Source organism: Sphingobium sp. TomMM35A (genome assembly GCF_054771735.1).
Genome location: NZ_BSRC01000001.1, coordinates 1,857,986 through 1,882,267 on the forward strand (window position 1 = coordinate 1,857,986; position 24,282 = coordinate 1,882,267).

At 61.9% G+C, this 24,282-nt stretch carries 42 protein-coding genes; 20 read left to right on the forward strand and 22 right to left on the reverse strand.

Features of this window, described 5'->3' with window-relative positions; all coding sequences use genetic code 11:
* Window positions 1-251: 251 nt before the first annotated feature.
* The 21 genes from ACYU8T_RS09160 to ACYU8T_RS09260 all read right to left on the reverse strand — a co-directional run bounded on the left by ACYU8T_RS09160 (window position 252) and on the right by ACYU8T_RS09260 (window position 11,984).
* Window positions 252-2,531, reverse strand: coding sequence for a glycoside hydrolase family 3 N-terminal domain-containing protein (locus tag ACYU8T_RS09160; protein ID WP_461159201.1), 2,280 nt, complete (start codon window positions 2,529-2,531; stop codon window positions 252-254).
* 70 nt (window positions 2,532-2,601) lie between these two features.
* Window positions 2,602-2,922: a DMT family transporter gene (locus ACYU8T_RS09165; protein WP_097092331.1), complete on the reverse strand. Its 321-nt coding sequence runs from the start codon at window positions 2,920-2,922 to the stop codon at window positions 2,602-2,604.
* 208 nt (window positions 2,923-3,130) lie between these two features.
* The gene (locus ACYU8T_RS09170) at window positions 3,131-3,352 is read right to left on the reverse strand and encodes a helix-turn-helix transcriptional regulator (protein ID WP_461159202.1); all 222 of its coding nucleotides are present in this window, start codon (window positions 3,350-3,352) and stop codon (window positions 3,131-3,133) included.
* Window positions 3,345-3,638, reverse strand: coding sequence for a hypothetical protein (locus tag ACYU8T_RS09175; protein ID WP_461159203.1), 294 nt, complete (start codon window positions 3,636-3,638; stop codon window positions 3,345-3,347). The genes ACYU8T_RS09170 and ACYU8T_RS09175 overlap by 8 nt, the downstream gene beginning before the upstream one ends.
* A complete protein-coding gene (locus ACYU8T_RS09180) occupies window positions 3,635-3,871 on the reverse strand; it encodes a hypothetical protein (RefSeq protein WP_461159204.1) in 237 nt (78 codons plus the stop codon). The genes ACYU8T_RS09175 and ACYU8T_RS09180 overlap by 4 nt, the downstream gene beginning before the upstream one ends.
* Entirely contained in the window at window positions 3,852-4,124 is a 273-nt protein-coding gene (locus ACYU8T_RS09185; protein WP_461159205.1) for a hypothetical protein, read from the reverse strand. The genes ACYU8T_RS09180 and ACYU8T_RS09185 overlap by 20 nt, the downstream gene beginning before the upstream one ends.
* Window positions 4,121-5,053 (reverse strand): phage Gp37/Gp68 family protein, encoded by a 933-nt coding sequence (locus ACYU8T_RS09190; protein WP_461159206.1) that lies wholly within the window; start codon window positions 5,051-5,053, stop codon window positions 4,121-4,123. Before ACYU8T_RS09190 ends, ACYU8T_RS09185 begins: the two co-directional genes overlap by 4 nt.
* A complete protein-coding gene (locus ACYU8T_RS09195) occupies window positions 5,053-6,006 on the reverse strand; it encodes a 3'-5' exonuclease (protein ID WP_461159207.1) in 954 nt (317 codons plus the stop codon). The genes ACYU8T_RS09190 and ACYU8T_RS09195 overlap by 1 nt, the downstream gene beginning before the upstream one ends.
* Window positions 6,003-6,350: a hypothetical protein gene (locus ACYU8T_RS09200; protein ID WP_461159208.1), complete on the reverse strand. Its 348-nt coding sequence runs from the start codon at window positions 6,348-6,350 to the stop codon at window positions 6,003-6,005. Before ACYU8T_RS09200 ends, ACYU8T_RS09195 begins: the two co-directional genes overlap by 4 nt.
* The gene (locus tag ACYU8T_RS09205) at window positions 6,347-7,129 is read right to left on the reverse strand and encodes a hypothetical protein (RefSeq protein WP_461159209.1); all 783 of its coding nucleotides are present in this window, start codon (window positions 7,127-7,129) and stop codon (window positions 6,347-6,349) included. Before ACYU8T_RS09205 ends, ACYU8T_RS09200 begins: the two co-directional genes overlap by 4 nt.
* Complete coding sequence (locus ACYU8T_RS09210; RefSeq protein ID WP_461159210.1) at window positions 7,129-7,407, reverse strand: hypothetical protein; 279 nt, start codon at window positions 7,405-7,407, stop codon at window positions 7,129-7,131. The genes ACYU8T_RS09205 and ACYU8T_RS09210 overlap by 1 nt, the downstream gene beginning before the upstream one ends.
* Window positions 7,407-7,817, reverse strand: coding sequence for a hypothetical protein (locus tag ACYU8T_RS09215; protein WP_461159211.1), 411 nt, complete (start codon window positions 7,815-7,817; stop codon window positions 7,407-7,409). Before ACYU8T_RS09215 ends, ACYU8T_RS09210 begins: the two co-directional genes overlap by 1 nt.
* The gene (locus ACYU8T_RS09220) at window positions 7,817-8,293 is read right to left on the reverse strand and encodes a hypothetical protein (RefSeq protein WP_461159212.1); all 477 of its coding nucleotides are present in this window, start codon (window positions 8,291-8,293) and stop codon (window positions 7,817-7,819) included. The genes ACYU8T_RS09215 and ACYU8T_RS09220 overlap by 1 nt, the downstream gene beginning before the upstream one ends.
* The gene (locus tag ACYU8T_RS09225) at window positions 8,290-8,604 is read right to left on the reverse strand and encodes a hypothetical protein (RefSeq protein WP_461159213.1); all 315 of its coding nucleotides are present in this window, start codon (window positions 8,602-8,604) and stop codon (window positions 8,290-8,292) included. Before ACYU8T_RS09225 ends, ACYU8T_RS09220 begins: the two co-directional genes overlap by 4 nt.
* On the reverse strand, window positions 8,601-8,744 hold the full coding sequence (locus tag ACYU8T_RS09230) for a hypothetical protein (RefSeq protein WP_247231095.1): 144 nt from the start codon (window positions 8,742-8,744) through the stop codon (window positions 8,601-8,603). The genes ACYU8T_RS09225 and ACYU8T_RS09230 overlap by 4 nt, the downstream gene beginning before the upstream one ends.
* Complete coding sequence (locus tag ACYU8T_RS09235; RefSeq protein ID WP_461159214.1) at window positions 8,744-8,881, reverse strand: hypothetical protein; 138 nt, start codon at window positions 8,879-8,881, stop codon at window positions 8,744-8,746. The genes ACYU8T_RS09230 and ACYU8T_RS09235 overlap by 1 nt, the downstream gene beginning before the upstream one ends.
* Window positions 8,878-9,183, reverse strand: a complete 306-nt coding sequence (locus ACYU8T_RS09240) for a hypothetical protein (RefSeq protein WP_461159215.1) — start codon at window positions 9,181-9,183, stop codon at window positions 8,878-8,880. Before ACYU8T_RS09240 ends, ACYU8T_RS09235 begins: the two co-directional genes overlap by 4 nt.
* A gap of 111 nt (window positions 9,184-9,294) precedes the next feature.
* On the reverse strand, window positions 9,295-9,696 hold the full coding sequence (locus ACYU8T_RS09245) for an HIRAN domain-containing protein (RefSeq protein ID WP_461159216.1): 402 nt from the start codon (window positions 9,694-9,696) through the stop codon (window positions 9,295-9,297).
* Entirely contained in the window at window positions 9,693-10,541 is an 849-nt protein-coding gene (locus ACYU8T_RS09250; protein WP_461159217.1) for a DUF3037 domain-containing protein, read from the reverse strand. The genes ACYU8T_RS09245 and ACYU8T_RS09250 overlap by 4 nt, the downstream gene beginning before the upstream one ends.
* Window positions 10,538-11,269, reverse strand: a complete 732-nt coding sequence (locus ACYU8T_RS09255; protein WP_461159218.1) for a HipA family kinase — start codon at window positions 11,267-11,269, stop codon at window positions 10,538-10,540. Before ACYU8T_RS09255 ends, ACYU8T_RS09250 begins: the two co-directional genes overlap by 4 nt.
* A gap of 4 nt (window positions 11,270-11,273) precedes the next feature.
* On the reverse strand, window positions 11,274-11,984 hold the full coding sequence (locus ACYU8T_RS09260; protein WP_461159219.1) for a S24 family peptidase: 711 nt from the start codon (window positions 11,982-11,984) through the stop codon (window positions 11,274-11,276).
* Between the two features lie 93 nt (window positions 11,985-12,077).
* On the opposite strand from ACYU8T_RS09260, the gene ACYU8T_RS09265 reads away from it, so the two are divergent.
* The 12 genes from ACYU8T_RS09265 (at window position 12,078) to ACYU8T_RS09320 (ending at window position 17,953) form a co-directional block, all read left to right on the forward strand.
* Window positions 12,078-12,332 (forward strand): carph-isopro domain-containing protein, encoded by a 255-nt coding sequence (locus ACYU8T_RS09265; RefSeq protein ID WP_461159220.1) that lies wholly within the window; start codon window positions 12,078-12,080, stop codon window positions 12,330-12,332.
* 55 nt (window positions 12,333-12,387) lie between these two features.
* Window positions 12,388-12,834, forward strand: coding sequence for a hypothetical protein (locus ACYU8T_RS09270; protein WP_461159221.1), 447 nt, complete (start codon window positions 12,388-12,390; stop codon window positions 12,832-12,834).
* A 33-nt stretch (window positions 12,835-12,867) separates the two neighbouring features.
* Window positions 12,868-13,623, forward strand: coding sequence for a DNA-methyltransferase (locus tag ACYU8T_RS09275; protein ID WP_461159222.1), 756 nt, complete (start codon window positions 12,868-12,870; stop codon window positions 13,621-13,623).
* Entirely contained in the window at window positions 13,620-13,862 is a 243-nt protein-coding gene (locus ACYU8T_RS09280; RefSeq protein ID WP_461159223.1) for a hypothetical protein, read from the forward strand. Before ACYU8T_RS09275 ends, ACYU8T_RS09280 begins: the two co-directional genes overlap by 4 nt.
* On the forward strand, window positions 13,852-14,079 hold the full coding sequence (locus ACYU8T_RS09285) for a hypothetical protein (RefSeq protein WP_461159224.1): 228 nt from the start codon (window positions 13,852-13,854) through the stop codon (window positions 14,077-14,079). Before ACYU8T_RS09280 ends, ACYU8T_RS09285 begins: the two co-directional genes overlap by 11 nt.
* Entirely contained in the window at window positions 14,072-14,314 is a 243-nt protein-coding gene (locus ACYU8T_RS09290) for a DUF2312 domain-containing protein (protein ID WP_461159225.1), read from the forward strand. Before ACYU8T_RS09285 ends, ACYU8T_RS09290 begins: the two co-directional genes overlap by 8 nt.
* Window positions 14,311-14,910: a hypothetical protein gene (locus ACYU8T_RS09295; RefSeq protein WP_461159226.1), complete on the forward strand. Its 600-nt coding sequence runs from the start codon at window positions 14,311-14,313 to the stop codon at window positions 14,908-14,910. The genes ACYU8T_RS09290 and ACYU8T_RS09295 overlap by 4 nt, the downstream gene beginning before the upstream one ends.
* A complete protein-coding gene (locus ACYU8T_RS09300; protein WP_461159227.1) occupies window positions 14,910-15,347 on the forward strand; it encodes a VRR-NUC domain-containing protein in 438 nt (145 codons plus the stop codon). Before ACYU8T_RS09295 ends, ACYU8T_RS09300 begins: the two co-directional genes overlap by 1 nt.
* 528 nt (window positions 15,348-15,875) lie before the next feature.
* Window positions 15,876-16,439, forward strand: coding sequence for a hypothetical protein (locus tag ACYU8T_RS09305; RefSeq protein ID WP_461159228.1), 564 nt, complete (start codon window positions 15,876-15,878; stop codon window positions 16,437-16,439).
* A 34-nt stretch (window positions 16,440-16,473) separates the two neighbouring features.
* A complete protein-coding gene (locus ACYU8T_RS09310) occupies window positions 16,474-17,010 on the forward strand; it encodes a hypothetical protein (protein WP_461159229.1) in 537 nt (178 codons plus the stop codon).
* A gap of 205 nt (window positions 17,011-17,215) precedes the next feature.
* Window positions 17,216-17,422 (forward strand): HNH endonuclease, encoded by a 207-nt coding sequence (locus ACYU8T_RS09315; RefSeq protein WP_461159230.1) that lies wholly within the window; start codon window positions 17,216-17,218, stop codon window positions 17,420-17,422.
* Between the two features lie 114 nt (window positions 17,423-17,536).
* On the forward strand, window positions 17,537-17,953 hold the full coding sequence (locus ACYU8T_RS09320) for a hypothetical protein (protein ID WP_461159231.1): 417 nt from the start codon (window positions 17,537-17,539) through the stop codon (window positions 17,951-17,953).
* Between the two features lie 270 nt (window positions 17,954-18,223).
* On the opposite strand, the gene ACYU8T_RS09325 is transcribed toward ACYU8T_RS09320, so the two are convergent.
* Window positions 18,224-18,670, reverse strand: a complete 447-nt coding sequence (locus tag ACYU8T_RS09325; RefSeq protein ID WP_461159232.1) for a hypothetical protein — start codon at window positions 18,668-18,670, stop codon at window positions 18,224-18,226.
* Between the two features lie 87 nt (window positions 18,671-18,757).
* Here ACYU8T_RS09325 and ACYU8T_RS09330 point away from each other — a divergent pair, with 87 nt between their 5' ends.
* The 8 genes from ACYU8T_RS09330 (at window position 18,758) to ACYU8T_RS09365 (ending at window position 24,282) form a co-directional block, all read left to right on the forward strand.
* Entirely contained in the window at window positions 18,758-19,129 is a 372-nt protein-coding gene (locus ACYU8T_RS09330; protein WP_461159233.1) for a replication/maintenance protein RepL, read from the forward strand.
* Window positions 19,130-19,391: 262 nt separating this feature from the next.
* Window positions 19,392-20,132, forward strand: coding sequence for a phage antirepressor (locus tag ACYU8T_RS09335; protein ID WP_461159234.1), 741 nt, complete (start codon window positions 19,392-19,394; stop codon window positions 20,130-20,132).
* Window positions 20,132-20,452, forward strand: coding sequence for an HNH endonuclease (locus ACYU8T_RS09340; protein ID WP_461159235.1), 321 nt, complete (start codon window positions 20,132-20,134; stop codon window positions 20,450-20,452). The genes ACYU8T_RS09335 and ACYU8T_RS09340 overlap by 1 nt, the downstream gene beginning before the upstream one ends.
* A gap of 302 nt (window positions 20,453-20,754) precedes the next feature.
* Window positions 20,755-20,997, forward strand: a complete 243-nt coding sequence (locus tag ACYU8T_RS09345) for a hypothetical protein (RefSeq protein WP_461159236.1) — start codon at window positions 20,755-20,757, stop codon at window positions 20,995-20,997.
* A gap of 134 nt (window positions 20,998-21,131) precedes the next feature.
* On the forward strand, window positions 21,132-21,782 hold the full coding sequence (locus tag ACYU8T_RS09350) for an HK97 family phage prohead protease (protein ID WP_461159237.1): 651 nt from the start codon (window positions 21,132-21,134) through the stop codon (window positions 21,780-21,782).
* Window positions 21,783-21,809: 27 nt separating this feature from the next.
* Complete coding sequence (locus tag ACYU8T_RS09355) at window positions 21,810-23,147, forward strand: phage major capsid protein (protein WP_461159238.1); 1,338 nt, start codon at window positions 21,810-21,812, stop codon at window positions 23,145-23,147.
* A gap of 200 nt (window positions 23,148-23,347) precedes the next feature.
* Window positions 23,348-23,779 (forward strand): hypothetical protein, encoded by a 432-nt coding sequence (locus ACYU8T_RS09360; RefSeq protein ID WP_461159239.1) that lies wholly within the window; start codon window positions 23,348-23,350, stop codon window positions 23,777-23,779.
* Window positions 23,776-24,282 carry an HK97-gp10 family putative phage morphogenesis protein gene (locus ACYU8T_RS09365; protein ID WP_461159240.1) on the forward strand — a complete coding sequence of 169 codons (507 nt, stop codon included), beginning with the start codon at window positions 23,776-23,778 and terminating at the stop codon, window positions 24,280-24,282. Before ACYU8T_RS09360 ends, ACYU8T_RS09365 begins: the two co-directional genes overlap by 4 nt.

A 24,282-nucleotide genomic window follows, 5' to 3' on the forward strand; every position in this document is an offset into this window, starting at 1 on the left:
TGCAGGCGGGGAGTTTTGCAGTCACGCAAGACGTTGCGAAGCTCACACTGTTGTGGCCGACGCATTTGCGTGAGTACGGACGGGTGGCGTCGATTTCGCAATAGGAAAATTTTTGCGAAATGACGCCCCGGACCCATGGGGCGGGGAAGGTTCACGGTGGGAAAGAGCCAGTCGCACCATGCCATGAACCAGCCCTTGTAGGAAAGCGAGTTGGAGCGGCGCGCCTGTTCGGCCTTTGGGCAGAAACGGTCTTATCGGGCGGTGGCGGGCGCGGCTGCCTCCGCATAGAGGGTGAACTGGGCGTGGAGCCCACCCTCCGACGATTGCCCGAGCCACAGGTCGAACAGGCCGGGCTCTGCTATGATGCGGTTGCCTGAACCCACAAATTGCAGATCGGCGCGGGACAGGGAGAAGCGCACCGTCCTGCTCTCTCCGGGATCAAGCGTGACGCGTTCGATGCGCTTGAGTTCGCGCACCGGGCGGGTGCGGCTTGCCACGCGATCGCGGATGTAGAGTTGCACGACTTCGCTGCCCCGCCGGTCCCCCTTGTTCGTCAGCCGGGCCGTCACCTCTATCGCCCGATCCCAGCGCAGGGCTGTGTCGGACAGCTTGAGATTCTCCAGCGCGAATCTGGTGTAGCTGAGGCCATGGCCAAAGGGATAGCGGGCGCTGTTGTCCGTGGTCATGTAGCGCGCCCGATATTCGGTGCGGTTGTCAACCACGGGGCGGCCGGTGGACTTGCGGTCGTAGAAGAAGGGCTCCTGTCCCGATTCCCACGGGAAGCTGACCGGCAGCTTGGCGGACGGATCGACCCGGCCGAACAGGATGTCGGCGATGGCATGGCCCGCTTCCGATCCCAGGAACCAGGTGGCGAGGACAGCCTGCGCACTCGCCACCGACCCGTGCAGCGCCAAAGCGCGGCCGTGGCGCAGCAGAATGACGACAGGCTTGCCGGTGGCAGCCACCGCGTCGGCCAGCATCTGTTGCGGCGGAGGCAATTCGATGACGGTGCGCGACTGCGCCTCGCCGGACATGTCCTGCGATTCGCCGAGCGCGAGCAGCACGATGTCCGCTGCCTTGGCCGCCTCCACCGCCTGCGCGATCCCGCCGTCGATCGGCGTCATGATGTCGCATCCCTTTGCGATGCTGAGCAGGGCAGGATCGGGCATGGCGGCGCGCAGCCCGGCGGCGATGTCGACGCCCTTGCCCTTCTCCCCGTAAAATGCCCAGGGGCCGTAGAGATTGTCCCGGTCTTCGCCAAAGGGGCCGATCAGCGCGATCTTCTGGCGCTTGGCGGGATCGAGCGGGAGGACGCCGCTATTCTGGAGAAGAACGATTGACCGCCCGGCGGCTTCCCGCGCCAGGGCATGACGTGCGGGCGTGGCGATGCGGGTCCGCTCCGCCTCTTCGCTGATGGAGCGGTAAGGATTGTCGAACAAACCTATCGCCATCTTCACATAGAGGATGCGGCGCACGGCAACGTCGATCGTACCCATTGGCACAGCGCCGCTCTTCACCAGATCGGGCAAATGGCGGATATACAGGCCGCTTTGCATCGACATGTCGACGCCAGCCAGCACCGCCAGGCGCGCGGCATCGCGCTCATCCTCGGCAAAGCCATGCGCGATCAGTTCTTCGTCGGCGGTATAGTCGGAAAAGACAAAGCCGCGAAACTTCATCTCGCCACGCAGCAAGTCGGTCAGCAATTCCCGGTCGGCGGTGGCGGGGACGCCATTGATCTCGCTGAAGGCCGCCATGGTGGTAAGCGCGCCAGCCGCAAAGGCAGAGCCGAAGGGCGGCAGATGGGTTTCGCGCAGCGTCTCTTCGGAAATATCGACGCTGCCATATTCAAGGCCAGCCGCGACCGCGCCATAGGCGGCGAAATGCTTGGGACACGCCAGAAGCGAATCGTCCCGGCGCAGGTCGCGCCCCTGAAATCCGCGCACGCGGGCAGCGGCGAACAGGCTACCGAGATAGACATCCTCCCCGGAACCTTCGACAACACGGCCCCAGCGCTGGTCCCGCGCCACATCGACCATGGGCGCGAAGGTGAGGTGCAGCCCGGCCGCGCTTGCCTCCTGCGCCATGGCGCGCGCGGTGCGTTCGGCCAGCGCCGGGTCGAAGCTCGCGGCCTCGGCCAAGGGCACGGGAAAAATGGTCTTGAGCCCGTGGATGACATCACCCGCCAGCAGCAAGGGAATGCCAAGGCGGCTTTCCTTGACGGCGATCTCTTGCGCACGGCGCGCGCCTGCCACGCCGATGCCGTTGAACAGACAGCCTACCCGGCCCTTGCGCACCTCTTCGGCAAGCCGCTTCTCATCCTGGATGCCGACCTGCGGATTGGGCGGATTATAGGGCCGGAAGCTGTCGGTAAGGCAGGTCATCTGCCCCGCCTTTTCCTCGACGGTCATCCGGGCGATCAGCGCGTCGACGCGCTCGACCTCCGTCGCGGCGAGCGCCCGGCCAGCGAAAGGGAAAGCGAAGGAGCCGGAGAGAGCGGCAGCCAGGAAGGCGCGACGATCGATGGTCATTGCACGGCAGCGTAACGGATGATTGGTGCGGGGCCAACGCCCGGCTCCGCCATATGGTGCCGCCGCGCGATCAGCCGGGGGCGAACAGCTTCGTCCCCATGACGCCAATGACGATCAGCGCCATGAAACCGGCCTGCACTGGCGCGATGCGGTCGCCGAACAGGATCATGCCGCCAATGATGACGCCGACAGCGCCAAGGCCGGTCCAGATCGCATAGGCGGTCCCGGCGGGCAGTCCCTTCATCGCAAGGGCAAGCAGGCCCATGTTCAGGAAGCTCAAGGCGATCGGCACGGACGACGCCTGCCAGCTGCCGATGGTTGCCGCCCATTTGAGGCTGAGCGCCCAGCAGATTTCGGTGAATACAGCAATGCCAAGCACAAGCCACGCCATGACGAGCGGTCCTTCTTTTCAGACGGGCTCGAATGGGAAGCGCGCAGGCCGGAAACCCGAAAGAGGCGGCGCGCCGGAAGGGGGCAGATACCCGAAGGCCAAAGCCAAAGGGTGGTGGACAGGGCTTCTATTGAACTGGAGCCAAAAATCAACGGTTTTCTGCGCCTCTCAGAAGCCCTTGATTTTGCGATACCCCCAAGGATACCCCCTAAGCTGCTTTGCTTGCCTGCGGCTGGCAGTTGGCGATCCACGATTCGATTTCCGATTCGCGCCACGCGACGATACCACCGCCGAGTTCGACCGGCTTGGGGAATGTATTTGCCTTCATCCGCTTGTAGATGGTCGCCCGGCCAAGCGGGACGCGGTCCTGCACCTGGCGGATGCGGAGCAGCCTTTCCGGCCGCGCCTCTTGAGGTTCGATGTCAGCCATGTTCAGCCTGCCTTCCCAGATAATTGTCCATGTCCCGCTGCGCTTGGCGCGTGGCATTCTCGACGATCTTTTCGATCACCTTCGCCAGTTCGGCGTTGATGTAACCGAGCGCATCCTTGTTGCCGTTGTTGCTGCTGCCCCACTCAGAAACTATGCGCAGTCGGGCGAAATTCATGAGCTCCGGCTGGGACAGCCATTCCATCGCCTTGATCGCGGATTCGCCGTTCCATAATCGGTGCCGCAATTCGGCAGCCTTCTTTTCGGCTTCGTCGATGCGTAGCGTCATGACGGCTGCCCCCCAGTGCCGATCGCAGCGGGCCGCGCATCGTTCTCCAAGCTCCTGCGGGCGTTAATGACGAGCCGGACGCCGTTCATATACTGCTTCGCCAGCAGCGCTCGCGCCTGAGCGTCCTTGATGCTGATCTGCCCAGCACGGAGCGCAACAAGGTCGTCGGCGATGCCTTTGACGATCATGTCCAGGCTGTAGCGGTCGCCAAGTTCAGTGGGGGCGTCTTGCACGCTCGATCTCCTTATCCATGGCGCGCAGCAATGCGTAAGCCGCGCGGAATCCGTTCCACATCGAGACCGGCAATTGGTGCGTCTGGAGCCTGTTCTGCCCGGTCCAAGAGCACCCCCAGCAGACCGGCGGTGCCTGAAAATCGGGAGAGTATGGGTCGCGGTCGATCTGCTCCTGACAGATGGCGCACTCGAAAGGTTCGAGCGCAGGCGGCGGCGGCTTTCTCCTGATCGCGATCTTGATCCTGTCCGTCACGCCGGCACCCCGTCATGATGGACGCCATCGAGCAACCGGCCAGCCTGCTTCTTGCCGATACGCGAGGCGGAGCCCTCACCATCGCCCCAGACGTGCCATTTCCCAGGCCGCTCGCCGAGGTCCCGGCTATTCTGGTGACCGTCGGCATCAATACCGCCATACGGGAACCACTCGCCCCACTGCTTGAACAAGAACGGGACGCCTGCGGCGGCGCACTGATCGCGAATGTCGCGCGCCCAATCCGGGTGCATCGGGCGAGCGTTTGGACCGCTCTCGCCGCCAACGATGATCCAGTCCAGGGCGGGTAGGCGTGTAGGGCAGTAATCGCCGAACATGCCGGAAAGCTGACCGGAAAGGGCATCAAGCACCTCCGCATTTCTGAACTGCAGCGTCGAAAGCGTCCGCAGATCCACCGGACCCAGCAGCGGCTCCATAGACAGGAACCGAAAGTGCGGTCCCTTAACGGCAAGCAGCTTGGGAATATCCCGGTCTGCCTCCAGCTGGCTCACGATCGTAGCGCCCAGCCAGACATTCTCCGGCAGGCCGCCCGCCGACTCCGCCATCTTCGCGACGTTTCCAATGCGCTTCGTCACCAGCAGCCAGTCAAGGTGCGGCGTCTCACGGATCAGCTGGAACAGCTCCGCGCGCCATTCGGCTGGCACCTCATTGTCGAACACATCAGCCAGCGAGGCGCAGAAGACGCGATAGCGGATGCCGAGCCTGGCGGCGCGGTTGTTCCATGCGCGCGGCTGCTTCCATGTCGACGCTGCGGTATGGCGGCGCGGCTCGCCCGGTCCCCAAGGCACGCCCAGACGCGCTTTGGACAGGTCGGCGGCATAGCAGTTATCGCAGCCGGGACCGACCTTGGTGCAGCCGATCCACGGATTGAACGTGTGGTGCGCCCATTCGATTTTCGTATTCTCAGCCATTACAGCGCCACCCCGAGATGCTTGGCGATCTCGATCAGGTGCAGCGCCTGGCTGCGCGCGTCATCGAGCGCGTCATGGTGGACGCCATCGCGGACCATCTGGGGCGCGCCCGGCAGCGACTTCATCGTGCAGTAGCAGCGGTCAAAGCGGAAGTCCCAGGGCATGAGGTGCCCGGCGGCGCGGAAGGCGCTGCGCATCAGCACATTGTCGAAGCTCGCACCGTTGCCCCATGTCGGCAGGCTCTCGTCACCGTACCATTCACGATAGCGCTGCAGCGCGACGGCCAGCGGGTGCCGCTCCAGCGCGAGAAGGGCCCGGCGAGCGGCCGCACGCTCCTCGTCGAACCACCAGAACACGGTCCGCGCGTCCAGCTTCAGGCCGATTGACTGCGCGTCGGCTGGGTCGATGCCTATGTGGAAGCCGTCGATGATGCCGTTCGCGTTGAACTTCACGGCGCCAATCGAGGTGATCAGCGCATCGTCACCGGTGCCGAGCGTCTCGATGTCGTTCATGACATGAACCGTCAGCACCGGCGCCACGGCTGGCTCCAGCACCTCCCATTGTTCGGGATTGATGCGCGGCATTCGATAGCCTGCGATTCCTCCGCCGATCTCGACGTTCATGATGATGTAGTCGCCGAAGCCTTCGGAGCCGTGGCAGAGGAAATCATCAGGCACATAATGGCCCCGCCACTTGGCCAAGCGATTGCCGCGCTCGTCTGTCAGCCAATACAGGCCCTGATCGCAGACCTTGTAATGGATTTGGGCCGTGTCGCCGGCTGGCCAGTCCTGCACGATGCCGTCGGTCAGTTCGATCCGCACCTTCCACAGGTCGCCTTGGCGTCCGAAGATGCGCGAACCGTCTTCATCGATCAGCCCGTTGACGCTGGCGTCCTCCCAATAGCGAACCTCCGCCTCGACCTCGATGTGCGAGGCCCTATCAAGGATGCTCATCCTTCAAATCCTTTCGACTTGGCGAATTCAATCACCTCCGCCTTGCTGGCGAAGACATGGCGGCCGACCTTGAACCGGCGCTCGATGGCGCAGACAGGCACAAAGCCCTTGCGGCGCAGAAAGGTCTGCGCGCGCTCGAACGGATCCGTGCGAAGGCGCTCAGCCTCGGCAAGACCAGCCATGATGCGCTTGGCCGCCAGCCCCGCGAAGCTGTGGCGCTTCGACTTGGCGTTGCCCGCGAGCAGCCCGCGCTTCTTCATCTGGATCTCGGCCAGCGCCAGGTCTGCCTCGGCTGGGACAGGCATTACGTCGCCGATCTGATAGTCGGGGAGCGGGCGCTTCATGCCAGCTCCTCGCCGCTCTGGCACATCAACGAGCATTCGATATCCGGCTCGTTCAGGATATTCCCGCGGTTTGGGTCGAGGGTATCGAGAAATACCCGCCCCTCATGCTTCGTCTTTATGCAGGTGGCACCGATCTCCCGCTCAATTCGGGCCATTCGATCGAACTGCTCCGGGAAATGCCTCCGGATCATATTCCAGTAGCCCATGCCGCCCTTTGGACAGCCGATGCAATTATTGTTCTGGAATCCGAGCCGGTACATCATCGGGATCTCGATGCCCGCCTCCCGGATCATGGTCTTGCAATCCTCTTTGGTCAGCCCCTGGTCGATCAGCGGCGTCTCAAGATAGACCTCGAAATTTTCCTGCCGGAACCGGTCAGCCCGCGCTTGCTCCTCGGCGGTGTAGCCAAAGACCTGGATGTCATCGGGACGCTGAAAGGTGAAGCGCAGGGCACGTTTCATTTCCCCGGTGCACTTCGCTCCGTCGGGCCCGACGATATAGCGCTCGCGCAGCATCACGTCCCAAGGATCGGCATAGTAGCGGCTGGACAGCTGGACGATCTCGCGGTCAAACCAGCGCTCGCAGTCGGCGAGGAATCGCTTGTTGTCTGGATGCTCCCCCTTGGGGTCGGTGTAGACCACGACCACGCGGTCACCATACTTGGCGATGCTCAGCTTGGTTGCGGCCGCCGACGCCGCGCCACAGCTGAACCACGATACCACCCGCGAAGCCTCACTCGGCTGGGGAACAGAGAATAATGGAAATTGCTCGGCCCTCATCAGCCGCGCTCCCACACAGGGCCGTAATCGACCACCACCGAGCGCACCCGGGCCTCGCTGCCGACAAAGACCGGAAAGAAGGTCAAGCCGGACATCACCGACAGGAAGATGCGGCCGGTGCGGTTCACCTCGGCGATCTCGTCCGGCGTCAACTGCCAGCAGGAGACATTGCAGGGACCGCCGCGCTGGCGGAAGGTGTGCAGGTCGGACACGTCGTCGCGGCCTTCCGGCGCTTTGAACGTGAAGTTCGATCCTGCGAAATCAACGGCGTACGCCATCAGTCAGGCTTTCCGATCATCTGATTGTGGACATGCACCAGCGCGCCGACGGCGGCGGTGATGGTGTGGTCGTTGCCGAAGCTGACGAGCACAGTGCGGTCGGCTGGGTTGTCGTCAGCCAGGGCGACGATGTGCAGCCCTTCGGCTGGCCAAACCTCACCCTCCCCTGCTGGCTCGTGACGGTTGCTTTCCGCCCAGCGCTTGCCCCAGTTGGCGCGCAGGGCATCCATCATCGCGTCAATTGGATCTGGCGGGTCGAGCGGAACGCCATGCTCCGCGCAAAACTTGCACAGCGCCGGATTGCCCGCGCAGTACGTGTAGATGCCCGTCGGTCCCTTGGTGGCGTGACGAGCGCCCCAGCGCGGGGTGCGGATGATCTCGAATTCGTTGAGGCCAGCGCCGAACTTCATCAGCCCATTTCCCCGCAGCCGCGCCCGACCAGCTCGCCGTTTTCGCCAGCGGTGAACTCCTGCCAGGGCACCCAGCCCTTGGGGCACTGGAAGCCCCAGTCGCGAACCTTCGGCCCCGTAAAGAACAGCGACACGGCGGCCTCGCCGTCCACCAGTTCGAGGCGATGCAGATCCGTCGCCTGGCGCGTGATGAGGCTGCCGGGCTCACGGATGAAGGTGCCTTCCGGCGTGATCTCCCGATAGCGGCCGGCGATCAGATAGCTGGTGTTTGCCCAGGGGTGATCGTGCAGCGCGCGGTCGTCATCGTCCCGCAATATCCAATGCAGATAGACGTTCTGGTGCTCATTCCGGGGTACGATCCACCAGCGGAGCAGATAGGGAGCGGCACGCTCGCCGATCACGAAGTCGGGATCGCGCGTGACAACACGCTCCGCCCACGCCTGCATATCGTTCAGAGAGGCGTAACCGATGTTCACAGGTCATTCTCCCGCTCGCACGGCGCAATGTCGGCGAGATCGCTGGTGCAGACGGGGCATGTGCAGCCCGCGCCCGGCGTGGATGGGGTGGCGGGCCGACCGGCCTCGACGGCCGACCCGCTAGGATCGAATGGCGACTTGGAGAGGGGGGATTTGTCGCCCGAGGCTCCCGTCCGGTGCGCGCTCAGGGGGCAAGTGCGCAGTTCGGACAGTCTGGGTTGCTTGAGGATGGCGATGGCGCGTTCCACCACGCGGTGGGATGCCTCGAAGGAGCGCTGAGCCTGGGTGCGGATGGCAGCGTGGTCTATCACTGCGCGCCTCCGCTCATCGCGGCCAGAGCCGTTGCAGTCAGCTTGAAGATGCTGAGCAGCAGGGAGGCTGCCGAAAGATAGGCTATGCCGAGCAGGATGGGGCGCACGGCGCTCCGGATCTCATCAGGGCCATTCGGCATCAGCGTGGGCCCTCGTACATGAGCGCTGCCATGATCTGGTCGCCATAGGCACGAAGGTGGACGTAGATGAACCAGCCCGCGCCAAGGATCATACCGGCGCTGCACAGGGCAGCTGCGGCGTGCGGCAAGATGCTCACGATACCACCCGCAGGTTCGGGCGTCCGCGGCGCACGGGCAGCGGAACAATGACGGGCTGGTGATCGCCCTGCCCTATCCGCTCGGCTGCCGCCAGCATGCGGCTGGCGCCGTAGATCAGATGCTCGCGCGCCTGGGCAGGATCATTCTGCAGCAGCGCGTGCGCCATGTCGGCGGCGTGACGACCGATGTTGACGAAGTCGACCGTGCGATAGAGCTCATAGTCGGCGTGGTGGATCAGCGCGCTCGACTGCGACAGCGCAGCGGCGAAGGCCGACCCATCGGAATTGCGGTTGAGGGACATGATGATCTCCCCACCTTCTCTCTTGCCGGCTGGATGCGCGGCAGGTCAGGTGATGGAAGACCTATGTGCGATTATCGGAAGTTCTGCAAGAGGGAAGTTGCGATTATCGGATTATTCCGGCCACTCCTCGTCGGGCCACCAGTCTTGATCATCAGCTAACGCGGAATGCTCTTCCTCCTCGTAGGAGCTACCTTTCGCGGGAAGCGTCGGCGTCGTCCCGTCCAAATGAACCCGGATTGTTGCCCCCCACTGCTCAGAATCTTGGAAAATAGCCTCAACAACGCCGCGCCGCATCGCCGTGCCAATCAGCGGCGCGCGTTCGGCGCGGACATACCCGATCTGGATTCCGCGAGCCGAATAGACCGCGATCGCGTTCCGATCGGCCGGGTTCTTTGGCTCCGGGCGAAGCTCTACCGGCTCCCCTGGTTCGCACATCTCGATTTCGAAACGTCGTGCCGGGCCGGTCTTGTTATCGAAGCCCACGCCGACGACGGCTAGGGAGAGGTGTTTCACTGAAAAGTGGGTCTATATCTTTTGTGGGTCGCAGCCTCAGCAAACTCGATAATCCTGTGGTTTATTTTGCCGTGTTGCTCACCGATAACTCTCTCAAAAGGAAGATCGCTTAATTCACGCATGGCCTCGTTGTAAGCCATTTGAACATCTTCAGCCGCATCCCTTTCCGGCTCTTCGACAGCGAGAAGAACCGCATCTTCGCCAATCTTCCCGCGATTAAGAAGATAGCCAAGGCGCTTTCTCCAGAGTGCTCCATGGTCAAATACCGCCATCGGCGTCTTCTGAGTGAAAGACAGCGGATGGATAGCGCTAAAATCTCCGTTCATGTGAGCCAGAGGAAACATGACTGGGAGGACCTCATCATCAATCCTAATAGCCTTGAAACCCTTGATGCCTTCTAGGCGAAGAACATGTTTGATCTCTCCTATCAAGGTGAGGTCGTTTCCTTCTTGCAGCTGCCTCATAACCAAGCGCGCAAATAGATTTTCCACCACATTGTCGATGCCGGTTGCGGACATCACGGCGCGTACTTCGCTGAACGTGATAGTGGATTCGTGGCGCCTAGTCAGGTGATCAAACATCATTAAAGCTTCTTTTTCCTGACCAAGCCGACCAAGAATTTCTAGACGCCCAAATTCAGCTCGCAGATACTCGATCGCCGGCGCGTACGCGCGGTATGCATCATCTCCAAAGAAGTCATGCAGTCGCGCAAAGCGCTTTCTCGCAAGCTTGAACGCGGCCTGTCCGTTCTGGGGGTTGATGGCTAGAACGCCAATGTTCGCGAATTCGCCCAGGTCAGCGAAGGGCTGGAAGCGAACTATGGAATATCGGAATACGGTGGTCATCCGAGATCGTCCCAAAATTCAGCCGTGTTCATACGGTCCAGCGTTCTATGCATATGATGCGGTATATCCGGATTCTCGTCTAGCCATTCTTCTGGTAAACAATCCATAATCTGGTCAAACTGATGGAAAGCCCGGGCAAAATCTATAACCAGCTGATTTCTAAAGTTAGTGTCCGATTTGAAGGCAGCCCAGGCACGCACACCTGCGTGAAACACGAGGTCTCCCGCGCTATAGGTGGTGTCGAAAAAGGCCAGATTGTGATCAAACACGATCAACGATTGATCAGCCAAATTATACATCAAATTTGGGTTTCCAGCAGTGTCGCCTAGGGTCCGGTCTCCGTTGCATATCCAATGATCGAAGGCGTAGATCGTTGCTAACGTGCGGGCGTCGGCCCTATCTCGGATGGTCGGGGATACAAGCTCAGCCCCGTCCTGCCATTTCGACCCAAATGCTGGTCCAGATCCTAAGCCGTGCCAAACTCCCGCGATCATTGAAAAGTCCAGTAGCGGGCGCGGCACGTCTGCGATGACGAAATCCGGCACCGGCAAGCCGATTTCTCTGGCCAAGTAGGCAGCCACAAGTTCGGCTGCCAGTCCGTGAGCGAACGCGGCCTTGCCTTTCACCGCGTACATTTGCTCGTCTTCCAATCGGCATTGGAACGGCCTCGTTTCGCCGCTGTCGGCGGGGCGCATAATCTCGACAACGGGGATCCAGTCGACTGCCATGCATTCACATCTTCCGCACGACGGCGACGACGCGGCCTACCACCGACAGTTCGCCGTCATAGGCGGTCTCCGGCGGCACGTTAGGGTTGTCTGACAATATCTTGACGCTGCCATCTGGCATTGGCCGGAGCCGCTTTATGATCCCGGTTTGGCCATATGCTGCTGCCCAGATCTTGTCTGCGAGACGCACTTCGCGCTGAGACGTGTCGACGATCACGATGTCGGCGTCGAGGATGGTCGGCATCATGGAGTCGCCCGTGCCGGTGGCCAGGAAAATCTGGTTCGGCGGTGCGTGAGTGAACTGCCGAAGCCAGCTTCGCGAGAACTTATGGGTCTCTCCGGTCACTGGGAGGTCCAAGTAGGTGCCGCCCCCCATCCCGTAAGCAACATCCCACTGCTGAATTTCAACCTCGTCAACGTCAGATTCAAGCTGACCTTCTTCAGCAGGGGTGCGCTGACCGGTCCTCTTGGCTTCGACAACGATGCCGTTGCCATCTCCGGCTTGATAGAGGAGATCGGCGTTTTGAGACTGAAGCCACTCCCTGGCGCGCAACAGTTCAGGATATTTGAACTGTCGTTCTCCGGTCTTGATTTTAGAGACCTTGTTCTCCTCGAGCCCCAAGGCGCGCGCAAGATCGCGCTGTCTCAGGTTCAGGATGTCCAACTGGCGAAAGATATCCGCCGTTTCTGGACGAAGGTTCTCGTAAGAATTCATATGGCTATTGAGCCGGAACTTGCGACTATCGCAATCGCGATTTTCGGAAGTTTCTTGTTGCGGTAAACTTCCGATTATCGCATATACATCTGCATGCTCACCGACGCCGATATAATCATCGACGGCTTGGGTGGAACTAGCGCCGTCGCAAAGATGGTGAAGTCCCCCACATCCACCGTCCACAGCTGGCGCAAAAACGGGATCCCCGATGCGCGCCTGGATCACATGAAGCTCGCCGCGAAGAAGGCGCGCAAGCCTTGGCCCGTGATTGCTCGAAAGCGCACTCCTGACCGCCGGTCGGAAGATGCGAAGCCAACTGCTCTAGTGCCCCAGGCGGAAGCACTCTGATTTTTCTTGCCCCTGTTCATAACGGCTTGAATGCCGCTCTTCGGAAAGTTTCACCATGGAAATGATGCCAGCTTTTGACGACGGCAATGTCAAACAGCAGATCGCTACCACACTGCGGATGTTCGTAGGCGGATACAATAAGCCGATGAGCTGGGCGGATCTGGCGCTTGCGACCGGTGAGAAAGAGCGGACGCTCCGCAGCTACGTCGAGAGCGACCCCTCGATGATGCCGCTGCCGACGTTTATGAAGGTCTTCTGCGCACTGCCGCCGGAGGCCTGGGGTCGGATCAACGCCTTCATGGGCTACACCGCACCTGCCCTTGCTGAGCAGGACAACGGCGCGACACTGCGCCGCGCGATGGCAGAGGCCTCGCGGCTGGTCGCCGATGGCAACGAATATCTGGAAGACGGGATCGTCACGCCCCGCGAGCGGGCCTTGCTGGCCCAGCGCGCTGAAGCACTGATGCCTGTGCTAACGGCGATCGTCATCAACAAGGACTGAACTGAGCGGGCGCTGATCGCCCTGGAGTGAACCATGACCTGCGCAACTAGCGCGGCGCTGGCAGAGGCCGGTTCCGCGAACGCCCTTACTTTGCCTGCTGCACCGACCGCTGTGATCGTCGGCGCGGCAACCCTCTACCTTGGCGACTGCTACGAGATCCTTCCGCGTCTCGGCTGGTTGCCGAACCTAGTCACTGATCCGCCGTACGAATTTCGGGCAGAAGGTGGCGGCCATTACCGGGAGGCTCGGCAGGGCATGGACCAGATACTTGCCGAAGACTTGGCCGATGGGTTCGACCACAGTATCATCAACCCTCTACTGTGCGGGTCCGTCGTGGTGTTCTGCCACAACGACCAGCTGCCCAAACTGCTGCCTTATCTCGATGGCAGCTTCGACCGGCAAGCCGTCTGCATCTGGCGGAAGAAGAACCCCCAGCCGGTGGCGAACAAGCATTATCGGCCGGTGATGGAGTTCTACATCCATGCGTGGAACCGCGATTTTCATCCGCGCGGCACGCTGCTTGAGCTCGATCGCGAGATCATCGCGATGTCCCCGCGGGGAGACGCCAAGTTCGGCCATCCGACTGTGAAGCCGGACGCGGTGATGGACAAGATCATCACCAACTGCGCGCCCGGCCTGATCTGCGATCCCTTCATGGGCACCGGTTCGACTGGCGTCGCGGCGGTGAAAGCTGGCCGTCAGTTCATCGGCATTGAGAAGAACCCGAAGCATTTCGCGACCGCCTGCGCGCGGCTGGCTGCAGCACAAGGTCTGGAGGTGTCGAAGTGAGCCGCCGCTACCGCCGCCGCACCTTCGCCGAAGTGAGCGCCCAGGCCCGTAGCGCCGAGCGCGCCCAGGTTGCCCAGTTCGGCCGATGGCAGATCGCTGCCGTTGCCAACCTAGTCGCTGCCGGGAAGGTGGACGCTGAAAGCGCATCCCTGCTCAGCGTTCGGCTGGAAGCCTTTGTCGAGCAGGTCGAGCAGGGCCTGCACATCGTCGCTTTGGAGGCTCCGGTACATGGCCATTGAACCGCCGGAGCCCTGCCCCGAACGCGACCGCCTAGAGGCCATCATTGCCTGCTGCGAAAAGCGGACCCGCCGCGCGGCGCACAAGAAGGCCATAGCCGGGCAGGAGCTCGCCGACGCGAAAGCTGCGGAGGCCCGTGCGCGCGATCGCTTAGCGCAATGGCACATCGACAATCCGAACCCACAGGGTTCGCTACTGGAGAAAATCGATCATGTCTGAGGGAAACGTCGCTGCCGACCAGCTGAGATTATTCGTCGAACGTATCGAGAGGCTGGAAGAGGAAAAGAAGGGCATCGGTGACGATGTCAAAGACGTCTATCTTGAGGCCAAAGCCAACGGGTATGACCCGAAGATCATGCGCCAGATCATCCGCTTGCGGAAGATGCCCCAGCATGATCGGCAGGAAATGGAAGCGATCCTCCAGACCTACCTCAGCGCTTTGGGGATGGAATGAGCGAGATGCTTCCCTGCGCCAATGCTTGTGGCGCCGTCTACAAGCATTCCCCCCGGCGCAAGACGCGGCTTTGCCTCGCGTGCTGCCGCAGCGCCAATGGTCGGCACCCGGATAAGATCGCGAAGAGCCGCGCCAACATGCGGCGGCGCATGGCTGATCCGAAGATCAAGGCGGAGACGCTGCGCCGCTGCCATGATGGTCTCCGCAAGAAGATGGCGGAAGATCCTCAGGCGCGCGCCGAGATGGTCGAGCGTGGCCGTGCGCTGGGCAAGTCGCTGATCGGGCACAAGCATATGCCCGCGGCTGGCGCTGCGCGCAGGAAGGCTGTCGAGAGCCGCCTGCGTACCATGCTCGGCTGGTGCCCGGCTGAATATCTCGAGCAGTATCGCCACCTCGTTTACTCGAAGCGGGTGCGGGCTGCTGACGCCAGAGCGATCGTCGAGCAGCAGATCAAGTCTGATGAGGCAAACATGTCTGCATTCGATAAGCAGCTGCATCGCCTCCGCCGCGGCGAGGCAACGATCGTGCAGAAGTTCACGCCAAAGGCCGACACCGGCCCCTTCACGCTTGGCGGCGTCGCCTCAGGGATGATCTGATGGCGGCCGCCTGGTTTATGAAAGAGCCGCGCAAGCGCGCGTCCGCCCAAAAACAGGCTGGCGGTCCGCGTGTGAGCGGCATGGCGGAGCGACCGGTGCAGCGAGGCGCGATTCGCCTTCTCGCCATGCAGGGCATCGAAGCCGTGCACGTCCCCAACGGCACGCATCTGGCGGGTGATAAGCTGGCGCGCATCAAGCAGATGGCTGCTCTTCGCAAGGATGGGCTGCGGCCCGGCTTTCCCGACCTGATCCTGTTCAACCGCAAGGTGCAGCTTCAGGTCGGCTTTCTCGAGGTCAAGCGTGAGATCGGGAACGATCTGTCCGGCGATCAGGAAAACTGGCGCGACGATCTGATCGCGTGGGGCTTTCCTTGGGCGATGATCCGGCAGCCGGAAGAGGCGCTGGATGCTGTTCGTGAATGGGGGTGGATTAAGTGAACGCCGACCTGCTTGCACGCTTGATTGCCGCTGGCACGCCCGCCGAGCTGGTCGCTGAAGTAGCGATGCTGGCCGCCCAGGCTCAGGCAGACCGAGCCGCCATCGAAAGCCGCCGCTCCAACGATCGGCAGCGATCCTCCCGTCGTCACGCGAAGTCACGTGACGACACGTGTGATCACGTGACAGCACGTGATGTCACGGACAGTGCCCCCTTTCCCGCCCCCGCCCCTTCCTTTCCCCCAGACCCCCAAACTAACCCCACCCCCACCCATACCCCCGAGGGTGATATTCCGCGCACGCGTAAGGCCGACCCTTTCCCCATGCCGGAAGGGGCTGCTCCGGAGCACTGGAGGGACCTGCTGGCGAACCGGAAGCGAAAGAACCTCCCCAACACGCCGACGGCCCACAAGCGGCTGATGGCAGACATTGCCCGTTTCTCGGACGAGGAATGGCCGCCCGGCCGCCTCATCGAGCACGCTGCGGCCATGGGATGGGCCGCGATCTACGACCCCCGCCAGGACAGCCGACATGACCGTACAAACCGCAATCGCCAACCGCACCGAGACGAACCAGCCAATCCGCTGGTCAGAGCCGGAATTGCCTTCGAAGCTGGACACACTCCTGGATCAGCATCTGACCTTCAATGACCTTCCTGTCGTCGGGCCCAAGAGTGCCGAGCATCTGCGCCAGTATGTGGCCGCCTGTCAGCCGCCTCGCGCTTCCGAGCAGCAGGTCAACCGCATGCTGACCCGCATTGCCACGATGATGCCAAGCCCGAAGCTGAGCAACGACGAAGCGGAGGAGCGGATGGCGTTGTACCGCCGCGCCCTCAGCGTTCACGCGTTGCCGGATCTGCATGCCGCCTTTGACGCGATCCTGCGCAAGTGTCGCTTCTTCCCTACCATTGCCGAGATCGAAGAGATCATCGCCCCGATCAGGGGCCGTCGCACGCGCAGGGAAAGCGCCGCTCGGATGGTTCTGCTGAAGCATGAGCGCGAATGGGCTGAGCCGCAGGAGATGCTGACTGCGGGCGAGGCGAAACTGCTGCCTAGCATCCTGTCGGATGCGGTGGCGAACTGCTCGCAGCAGTAATATAGAACAAGTAGAGAACGGAGCATTTCGGGGCATGGCACGGAAGAACAAGATCAGAGCGAAGAAAATGCGGGCTGCGATCGCCTATGTGCCGCATGTGGATGCGACGCCCGAGCGCTTGGCGAAGGGAGACGATAGTGAGTTTGTAAACGCTGCTGAAATTGACCCAGCCGAGCAGGCGATCAATCGCGTGCGGCGCTTCCGATCATCCACACTGGATCGCCTGCACATGGCAGGCAAGCTGACTTGGCCGCAATTCTACGCTGGAGATCAGTACCGTAACGCGCATGCCCGCGCCGCCATGTCGCCTAACGTCGTTGCGGCGTATGGTGAACGGACGACTGTCGGCGAATGCAGCTACGGCCTTGCCCGTACTGAAGCGCAGGTTCGCGCGCGGCAGTTTGTGCGTCAGTGCCGTGAGCAGATCCCGTTCGAAATGCGCGGCTTCATGGACCGGCTGCTGATCCATGATGACCTGCCACGCTATGGTGGACGGAAGCATTATCGCACGCTTGCGCAGATCCGGGACACGCTAGATCAACTGGCATCCTACATGCGCATTTGCTCTTGAGGATTGCGGAAAACTCAGATAGTTAAAACATCAACGTCGCGCATTGCGACTTGCGAGGGCTGCCATTCGGCGGCCCTTTCTCGTTGGAGGCTGCCATGTGATGCCCAGCCGACCACCAGCACTGAAGGTTAAGCCACGCGCAAAGGCGTGGAGCAGCACAAGGAAGAGCAGGCAGGAGCGAGGTTATGGCCGTGCGCATGATCTTATGCGCAGGCAGGTGCTCAACGAGGAGCCGCTATGCAGGCCTTGCCAGGAAGCAGGGCGCGTGACACCGTCGGTCATCGCCGACCACATCACCCCCCTGTCCGAAGGCGGCACGGGCGACCGGGACAACTATCAGGGCATCTGCCATCCCTGCCATCAGGCCAAGACCGCCGCCGAGGCGCAGCGCGCACGGGCACGGCGTCGCTGACCGGTGGGGGTGGGTCAAAACTCCCGGGCCGACGGCTACGGGACCGATGGCGGAAGTCTTTTTTTGCGCGTGCGGATTAAACTTTTGGGTGCGTAATAAATTTTGGAGACGGCCATGAAGCGAGGCCCCAAGGCTGAGCCGCCGTCGTCGAAGCTGGCACGCGGAACATTCCAGCCGGTCCGCGACGGCCTGAAAACAGAGATCATAGTGGCGGGCGATCCGCCGCTGATGCCCGATTACCTCACGCCCGAGGCGCAGATCGTTTGGCAGGAGGAAATCGGGCGCGTCATGTCCGCCGGCGTAACGGAGGTGGATAGCTCCATGTTCGCCCGGTACTGCTCAATGGAGGCGCTGGTCCGCCAAGCCTTCAAAGCAGGCGGGGAACCTCCCCCGGCCGCGGTGCTCACGATGCTCCGCCAACATGCTGAGTTGCTCGGCATCGCTGGCCGGAAGAGCCGCGTCGGCAAGGTGAACGATGGCCCCACGAAGAGTGCAAACCCGTTCGCGCGGAACGGACACGGGGCACGCTAGAGACTATACGGCAATCGCGCTGGCTTATGCGAAGGCAGCGGTCGCCGACAAGAAGCAGAAACGACATTGCAAGATGGTGCGGCAGGCAGCCCAGCGCCATCTGAATGACTTAAAGCGGTCGAAAACCAAGGATTTCCCCTACGTTTATTCGCCCTGGCACGGCAATGACGTGTGTGATTTTATCGAGAAGGCAACACGACAGGTTGCCAAAAACCTCACAAATTCCGTGACTTAGGGGTTAATTGCCCCTCTGTCTTGCCGTTTTCAGCACTACCAACCAGCAACAGAAAAACCCAAGCATTTCCGGGCCTTGAGAAGCAATAACGGCAGCCCGGTTGCGCATATTTTTCGCATGGATTGCGCAGAAAGGAGCATCGTGTGACACATGACACCCCCGACCTTTTGACCGGGATAGCGGCCATAGCCGCGCATCTCGGATGGACCGAAAGGCAGGTCATCCACCAGCATGAAACGAAGACGATCCCTACCTTCAAGATCGGGGGAAAAGTCTGCGCCCGGCGCTCGACGCTGGCGAAGCATTTTGAGGCACAGGAGCGGGCGGCGCGGGATCAAGCCAATGGGTAAGCGCGCCGCGCCGATCGCGCTCCCCACGGCTTGGGTGAGGCCGAGCAACAACGGCTTCACGGTTTTCACCAGCCCACCCCACATGGTGCCTGGATGCTCCGAATGGACATTTGCAGAGATGGGGGATGCCATGGCTTACGCCCAGCGCCTCGCCGATCGCTTTGGCCTCGTTGTCAAGCGCCACACTGCAACCGAACAGGCGCCCAGGACGCGCCGTGGGTGAGCCGCCGCCGTAAATCGCCGCCCTTCGTCATGCTCTACCACAGCATGACGGGGACGCCCGCCTGGCTCGACCTTAGCGGCAACGCGGTCAAGCTGCTGGTCCACATGGTGAAGCTGAGCAACGGCATCAACAATGGCGAGATCGTCATGAGCGGCCGGATGGCTGCTGATGCTGTCGGCCTCGCCCGAAACACGGTGATGACCGCGCTGAAGGAGTTACAGGAGCACGGCTTCGTCGCCATGACGGCTGGCGCTGGCTTCAGCTGCAAGGTGCGAGTTGCACCCACCTGGAGGCTGACATTCCAGCCTGCCGGACATGACGCGCCCACCCATGATTATCGATACTGGAAGCCGCCTGTTTCTGCGTAGCCCTATGGTATATCTATATAGTGGCTCAAAATCGGGCCACCCCCAGCCGTGAAAAACGGCGGTTTTCCGTCAGTTGTGGCTCAAAAATTGAGCCAGCCAACCCCCTCGAAACGGCCCATCTGGCTCAAAAATTGAGCCACCCTGGCTCAAAAATTGAGCCCGTCGAAAATTTCTGCATCTGCGCCCGCACGGCCCGTCACGCGTGACATGTCACGTGACATCTCGTGATCTCCCGTGACGCGCGCTCATCCCGGAGAAGACGATGAATGACATCATCCCCTTCAGCTTTGAGAACCAGCCGGTTCGGATCGACGATCGCAACGGAGAGCCATGGTTCGTTCTGGCTGACCTATGCCGCATCCTCGAGCTTTCCAATCCTTCGAAGGCAGCGGCCGGACTGGATGATGACGAGCGCGATACCCTAACTAATACGGAGGGTATGGCCGCGCCCCAGGTGCAGCAGATGACCGTCATCAATGAAAGCGGCCTGTACAAACTGATTTTGCGCAGCCGCAAGCCAGCCGCCAAGCGCTTCACCAAGTGGCTGACATCGATTGTCCTACCAACCATCCGCCGCACGGGTAGCTATGGCGCGCCCGCACCAGCGCTTGACCTGTCCGATCCGGCCACGCTGCAGAATTTGCTGATCGACCTGACTGGCAAGACTCTGGATGCCAGCGAACGCATCGCCAAGCTGGAGCCCAAGGCGGAGGCGTTGGACCGGCTCACAGACGCCCGTGGCGCGATGTGCATGACGGACGCGGCCAAGGTGCTTGGCGTCCCTCCCCGTCGGCTGGTCGCATGGATGGAAGCGAACAAGTGGGTCTATCGCCGGGCCGACGCGGGCAGCCTCGTGGCGTTCGGCAACAGGCTCGACGCCAAGGTGCTGGAGCATAAGGGCACGACGATCCAGCGGCGCGGCCATCCTGACAAGTGGGTGCAGCAGGTAATGGTCACGCCCAAAGGCCTCGCCCGGCTGGCTGAACTGAAGGCGGGCGCTTAATGCCGAGTAAGCCACCATCACTGAAGCCCGCGACCAAGCGCAAGGCATGGGCTACGACACGCAAGAGCAAGCAGGCGCGCGGCTATGGGCGCGAGCATGAGAGGATGCGCTCCATCGTGCTGAACGAGGAGCCGTTGTGCAGGCCATGCCAAGAAGCCGGACGCGTCACGGCAGCGACGATACTGGACCATATCACGCCCCTCGCTGAGGGCGGCAGCAAGGAGCGTGAGAACATGCAGCCGATCTGCCGCGACTGCCACGCGGCGAAGACGGCAAAAGAGGCCCAGCGGGCACGCAGGCGCAATTCCGGGCGCATCTGAGCCCCCGGGGGCGGGTCGAAAGTGCAGAGCCGGCGCGCCTGAGAACCGGCCTCTGGGTCTTTTTTCGCGCGCTCAAATTAAACTTTCGGCCCCCCGCGAATTTCGCAGCCCCCCACCCCTGACCCCCACCCCTGCAGGAGGCCCGCCGATGCGAAAGCGCGTCTGCCAGCGCTGCTGCCATTGGTTCACCGTGCCCATTTTCAGCCGGGCTCGCGGGCAGCGCTACTGTTCCGAAACCTGCCGCAAGCGGGCCGAGAGGGCGCGTGCGCGTGCCAGATCGCACCCCCACGAAGGAGAATGATATGCCCATCAATCCCAATCCGACAGAGAGCCAGATCCAGCAATCGGCTATCGCGCATGAGGAATTTTGCGCCGTGCTGGACCGTCTGGTGAAAGAGGGCTTCGATTACCGCTCTATCCTGTCCGGCGCGTCCGCCGCGCTCGCGCAATCGATCATGGTGAGCGCAGGCCCGGCCAAGGTGTCCGAGTGGTTCGCAATGCAATCGGCGCTGACGATGTCGCTGGCGCAGTCGAAGCCGGATTGACCAGCCACCGCAGTTCACCTAATGTTCCCGAAGTCGACCGTCTGCGATGGACGCGAGACACCAATCATCCCGCCTGCGATGGGCGCCGATTGGCTGAACCGGGACAATTCCCATGACAGCTAAGGTGCGCCTGAATGAAATACGCGGCATCCCCCTTCGAAATTAAATCTCTCAACGACACGGGCCGCATCGAAGGCCTGCTGTCCGGCTTCAACAATATCGATAGCTATGGCGATGTTGTGCGCCCCGGCGCGTTTACGAAGTCACTTGCGGCTCGCAGCGGACGACCGCTGCCGATGCTCCTGCATCACGACATGACCAAGCCGGTGGGCGTCTGGAGCGAGGCGAAGGAGACCTCCGAGGGCCTCTTCGTAAAAGGCCGCTTCACCCTGGAGGTGCGCGATGCCCAAGAAGCTCACGCGCTGGCTACGGCTGGAGCGATCACCGGGTTATCCATCGGCTATCGTGAGAAGAAGGGAAACCCGATCACGACGACAGGCGGGCGCGAGTTGATCGAAGTTGACCTGCTTGAAGGAAGCCTGGTTACCATACCAGCCAACCCAATCACTCATGTGACCGACGTGAAGGGCATATCCGGAGCGCGGGACATCGAGGACATGCTGCGTGAAGGCGGTTTGTCTCACCGGCAGGCCAAAGCTGCGGCGTCCGCCGCATGGAAGGCCATCAACACCAGCAATGACGACGATGAGGCAGAGGCGCAGGCCCAAGCCATTTTCAACGCCTCCGCCGCGCGCATCCGCGCCATCGGTGGGAAGCGCCCCTGAACAATGAACAGCAGAAAGGTTGAACCGATGCATCGTAATTTTGTGATGATGAGCCTGATGGCCGTCGCTTTGTGCGCGAGCCTGTTCCTCCCCGATGTGGCGCAAGCTGCCACCGTTCTATCGCCTCACGCTTTCGGCAGTGCGGGCGACATCGCCTGCGCGGCCGCCGTGGGGATGGTCGGACTAGGACCGATGACCGCAGCTGAGCGGCGCAAGGGTCGCTATCTGCGCGCGCCTGATGGTCACCCCGCCCTCACGAAGGAATTCACGGAGGCGATCGAGGCGCAATTTGCCAAGCTGGATGACAAGGTTGAGGACGCGTTGCGCCAAGCGAAGGCAGCGGATGCGATCGCACTGGAGCTTGCGCAGAAGGTTGACGGCGATAACCGCCCAGGCACCTCGCGCCACGAGGAAAGCTGGGGCGATCAGTTCGTCAAGAGCCTGGATCAGCTTGAGGAAGTGGGTCGGGCGTCGGCGCAGGGTCGCCGCGCTAGCTGGGGCATGGAAATCAAGGCTACAGTGACGACAGGCGCTGAATCAGGCGGCCCGATCGGCGCGGCGCCCTACCGTGACGGTGCTGTGATGATGCCCCGCCGGCAGTTGCGGGTGCGCAATCTGATCCCGGTCATCGGGATCACCAGCGGCGCTGTGGAATATCCGAAGCAGACCACGCGTACCAACAATGCGGCGATGGTGCCGGAAACGACTATCAAGCCGGAGAGCGCCTACGGCTTCACGATGGAAACAGCCGTGCCGAAGGTCATCGCGCATTGGGTGCCTGCCTCCAAACAGGCCTTGGAAGACGGCCCGCAGCTGCGCGGTATCATCGATACCGAACTGGTGCATGGGCTCGATCTCAAAGAGGATGAGCAGCTGGTCAATGGTTCGGGCACCGGCGAGAACCTGGATGGCCTCGTTACGAACGCAACCGCCTTCAATGATCCGATCGACCTGTCCTCGCCGACGATGATCGACACGATTGGCGTTGCGATTCTGCAGGGCACCCTTGCTGACTTCGTGCCGTCTGGCATCATCATGCATCCGAGCGACTGGATGCGCATTCGGTTGCTGAAGGATGGCGATGGCAAATACCTACTTGGCGAGCCAGGGGCACAGATCGAGCCGCGCCTATTCGGCCTGCCAGTGGTGCCGACCGCAAGCATGGCGACAGACAAGTTCCTGATCGGCGACTTCCAGGCTGCTGCCACGATCTACGACCGCTGGAGCACGCGCATCGAGGTCTCGACCGAACACGCCGACTTCTTCGTTCGCAATATGGTCGCAATCTTGGCGGAGCGGCGGCTGGCGCAAGCAATCAAGCAGCCAGGCGCGCTGATCTACGGCGACTTTGGAAACGTCACCTAAGCAGCTTCCCGCCCGGTGAGCGAGGTCGATGCCGTGCGACCAACAACGGAAAGCGCGATGCTGGGGCGGCATCCATGGCAGCTCAATCGCGCATCACGGCCCTTTTTAGGACAGGCGGTCAGCCCTTTCTCCGCCTGTCCACCGGCCCCGGCTTTGCTCCCCATCGCCGGGGCCACCCCCTCTCGTTTCTGGAGAAGATCATGGCAAAGAAGCCGACAACGAAGACCAAGCGCGCCGTCACTGTCGCGGCGCTGGGTGAAACATACACGCTGCTGATGGGAACGGCGGCGCTGCTGCACATGGAAAAGGCGCTAGGCGTCCCGCTGGCAGAGATGAAAGACAAACTCGCCACGCCGGGCCTTGAGACGGTGCGGGACATGCTGGCGGCCTGCCTGGTAGAGCATCATCCGCAAACCACCAGCGACACCAGCGTTGCGGCTGGCTTGTCCAAGGCGCTGGGCCTTTCGCCGGTTGTTCAGGTCATCTGGCCGCTTCAGCAGCAGTTAGCCAATCGCATCATGGATGCCGTGGGGCTCGGCCGAACCTCGGACCTGATTGGGGATGCGTTCGAGACAAGTCCGTACTTCAGCGAGGCGGTCCCCCCGAGCGAAGAAAGCGCGGCAGCGGAATGAAGATCAAGGTCCAGGGCCTTAGGGAACTGGATCAAGCCCTTGGCCAGTTGCGCACCAAAGCAATTGCCAAGGGCACGGTCGAGCGCGCGCTATTGAGCGCCGCCGCTCCCATGCATCAAATGGCGCAGGACATGGCCCCCGGCCGCACCGATCCCGGCGAGGTCATCACCTATGGCAAGGGCGAAAGTCGAAGGGTCCGGCTACCGGGCACGATGAAAGCACTGGTGCAGATCGGCAAGCGGCTCACGCCGCGCCAAGCTGCGCAGGCCCGAAAGCAGGGGAAGCACTTTGCCGAGGTTTATGTCGGCACTCGCGACCCGATGGCGCATCTCGAGGAATTTGGCTCTGTGAACCAGATCGCCCACCCCTTCATGCGCCCCGCTTTCGACAGCCAGGCCGAGCCCACGATCCGCCGGTTCGTCGAAACATTGAAATCTGAACTGGACAAGACTGCGGCGCGGGAGGCGCGCAGGACTGCCCGGCTGGCTGCGAAAGGCAAATAG

What these genes read in the sequence shown, in the direction of transcription:
- ACYU8T_RS09160 (WP_461159201.1), bottom strand. Translation starts at nt 2,531, where the DNA reads ATGACCATCGATCGTCGCGCCTTCCTGGCTGCCGCTCTCTCCGGCTCC.
- ACYU8T_RS09165 (WP_097092331.1), bottom strand. Translation starts at nt 2,922, where the DNA reads ATGGCGTGGCTTGTGCTTGGCATTGCTGTATTCACCGAAATCTGCTGG.
- ACYU8T_RS09170 (WP_461159202.1), bottom strand. Translation starts at nt 3,352, where the DNA reads ATGGCTGACATCGAACCTCAAGAGGCGCGGCCGGAAAGGCTGCTCCGC.
- ACYU8T_RS09175 (WP_461159203.1), bottom strand. Translation starts at nt 3,638, where the DNA reads ATGACGCTACGCATCGACGAAGCCGAAAAGAAGGCTGCCGAATTGCGG.
- ACYU8T_RS09190 (WP_461159206.1), bottom strand. Translation starts at nt 5,053, where the DNA reads ATGGCTGAGAATACGAAAATCGAATGGGCGCACCACACGTTCAATCCG.
- ACYU8T_RS09195 (WP_461159207.1), bottom strand. Translation starts at nt 6,006, where the DNA reads ATGAGCATCCTTGATAGGGCCTCGCACATCGAGGTCGAGGCGGAGGTT.
- ACYU8T_RS09200 (WP_461159208.1), bottom strand. Translation starts at nt 6,350, where the DNA reads ATGAAGCGCCCGCTCCCCGACTATCAGATCGGCGACGTAATGCCTGTC.
- ACYU8T_RS09205 (WP_461159209.1), bottom strand. Translation starts at nt 7,129, where the DNA reads ATGAGGGCCGAGCAATTTCCATTATTCTCTGTTCCCCAGCCGAGTGAG.
- ACYU8T_RS09210 (WP_461159210.1), bottom strand. Translation starts at nt 7,407, where the DNA reads ATGGCGTACGCCGTTGATTTCGCAGGATCGAACTTCACGTTCAAAGCG.
- ACYU8T_RS09215 (WP_461159211.1), bottom strand. Translation starts at nt 7,817, where the DNA reads ATGAAGTTCGGCGCTGGCCTCAACGAATTCGAGATCATCCGCACCCCG.
- ACYU8T_RS09230 (WP_247231095.1), bottom strand. Translation starts at nt 8,744, where the DNA reads ATGCCGAATGGCCCTGATGAGATCCGGAGCGCCGTGCGCCCCATCCTG.
- ACYU8T_RS09240 (WP_461159215.1), bottom strand. Translation starts at nt 9,183, where the DNA reads ATGTCCCTCAACCGCAATTCCGATGGGTCGGCCTTCGCCGCTGCGCTG.
- ACYU8T_RS09250 (WP_461159217.1), bottom strand. Translation starts at nt 10,541, where the DNA reads ATGACCACCGTATTCCGATATTCCATAGTTCGCTTCCAGCCCTTCGCT.
- ACYU8T_RS09255 (WP_461159218.1), bottom strand. Translation starts at nt 11,269, where the DNA reads ATGGCAGTCGACTGGATCCCCGTTGTCGAGATTATGCGCCCCGCCGAC.
- ACYU8T_RS09260 (WP_461159219.1), bottom strand. Translation starts at nt 11,984, where the DNA reads ATGAATTCTTACGAGAACCTTCGTCCAGAAACGGCGGATATCTTTCGC.
- ACYU8T_RS09265 (WP_461159220.1), top strand. Translation starts at nt 12,078, where the DNA reads ATGCTCACCGACGCCGATATAATCATCGACGGCTTGGGTGGAACTAGC.
- ACYU8T_RS09270 (WP_461159221.1), top strand. Translation starts at nt 12,388, where the DNA reads ATGGAAATGATGCCAGCTTTTGACGACGGCAATGTCAAACAGCAGATC.
- ACYU8T_RS09275 (WP_461159222.1), top strand. Translation starts at nt 12,868, where the DNA reads ATGACCTGCGCAACTAGCGCGGCGCTGGCAGAGGCCGGTTCCGCGAAC.
- ACYU8T_RS09285 (WP_461159224.1), top strand. Translation starts at nt 13,852, where the DNA reads ATGGCCATTGAACCGCCGGAGCCCTGCCCCGAACGCGACCGCCTAGAG.
- ACYU8T_RS09290 (WP_461159225.1), top strand. Translation starts at nt 14,072, where the DNA reads ATGTCTGAGGGAAACGTCGCTGCCGACCAGCTGAGATTATTCGTCGAA.
- ACYU8T_RS09295 (WP_461159226.1), top strand. Translation starts at nt 14,311, where the DNA reads ATGAGCGAGATGCTTCCCTGCGCCAATGCTTGTGGCGCCGTCTACAAG.
- ACYU8T_RS09300 (WP_461159227.1), top strand. Translation starts at nt 14,910, where the DNA reads ATGGCGGCCGCCTGGTTTATGAAAGAGCCGCGCAAGCGCGCGTCCGCC.
- ACYU8T_RS09305 (WP_461159228.1), top strand. Translation starts at nt 15,876, where the DNA reads ATGACCGTACAAACCGCAATCGCCAACCGCACCGAGACGAACCAGCCA.
- ACYU8T_RS09310 (WP_461159229.1), top strand. Translation starts at nt 16,474, where the DNA reads ATGGCACGGAAGAACAAGATCAGAGCGAAGAAAATGCGGGCTGCGATC.
- ACYU8T_RS09315 (WP_461159230.1), top strand. Translation starts at nt 17,216, where the DNA reads ATGCGCAGGCAGGTGCTCAACGAGGAGCCGCTATGCAGGCCTTGCCAG.
- ACYU8T_RS09320 (WP_461159231.1), top strand. Translation starts at nt 17,537, where the DNA reads ATGAAGCGAGGCCCCAAGGCTGAGCCGCCGTCGTCGAAGCTGGCACGC.
- ACYU8T_RS09325 (WP_461159232.1), bottom strand. Translation starts at nt 18,670, where the DNA reads ATGGCATCCCCCATCTCTGCAAATGTCCATTCGGAGCATCCAGGCACC.
- ACYU8T_RS09335 (WP_461159234.1), top strand. Translation starts at nt 19,392, where the DNA reads ATGAATGACATCATCCCCTTCAGCTTTGAGAACCAGCCGGTTCGGATC.
- ACYU8T_RS09340 (WP_461159235.1), top strand. Translation starts at nt 20,132, where the DNA reads ATGCCGAGTAAGCCACCATCACTGAAGCCCGCGACCAAGCGCAAGGCA.
- ACYU8T_RS09345 (WP_461159236.1), top strand. Translation starts at nt 20,755, where the DNA reads ATGCCCATCAATCCCAATCCGACAGAGAGCCAGATCCAGCAATCGGCT.
- ACYU8T_RS09350 (WP_461159237.1), top strand. Translation starts at nt 21,132, where the DNA reads ATGAAATACGCGGCATCCCCCTTCGAAATTAAATCTCTCAACGACACG.
- ACYU8T_RS09355 (WP_461159238.1), top strand. Translation starts at nt 21,810, where the DNA reads ATGCATCGTAATTTTGTGATGATGAGCCTGATGGCCGTCGCTTTGTGC.
- ACYU8T_RS09360 (WP_461159239.1), top strand. Translation starts at nt 23,348, where the DNA reads ATGGCAAAGAAGCCGACAACGAAGACCAAGCGCGCCGTCACTGTCGCG.
- ACYU8T_RS09365 (WP_461159240.1), top strand. Translation starts at nt 23,776, where the DNA reads ATGAAGATCAAGGTCCAGGGCCTTAGGGAACTGGATCAAGCCCTTGGC.